Below are 248 nucleotides of genomic sequence, written 5' to 3' on the forward strand. Positions count from 1 at the left end.
CCGATTGACTAAGGTTTCCAGAGGAAGGCTCGTCCGCTCTGGGTTAGTCGGGTCCTAAGCTGAGGCCGACAGGCGTAGGCGATGGATAACAGGTTGATATTCCTGTACCACCTATAATCGGTTTAATCGATGGGGGGACGCAGTAGGATAGGCGAAGCGTGCGATTGGATTGCACGTCTAAGCAGTAAGGCTGAGTATTAGGCAAATCCGGTACTCGTTAAGGCTGAGCTGTGATGGGGAGAAGACAT

1 rRNA gene is annotated in these 248 nt (G+C 52.0%); it reads left to right on the forward strand.

From position 1 onward, the window contains the following. Positions 1–248, forward strand: a 23S ribosomal RNA gene (locus IDG63_RS15040); the annotation flags it as partial.

This window comes from Staphylococcus sp. EG-SA-14 (assembly GCF_017151935.1).
In the GTDB taxonomy this organism is placed as follows: Bacteria; Bacillota; Bacilli; order Staphylococcales; family Staphylococcaceae; genus Staphylococcus; species Staphylococcus aureus.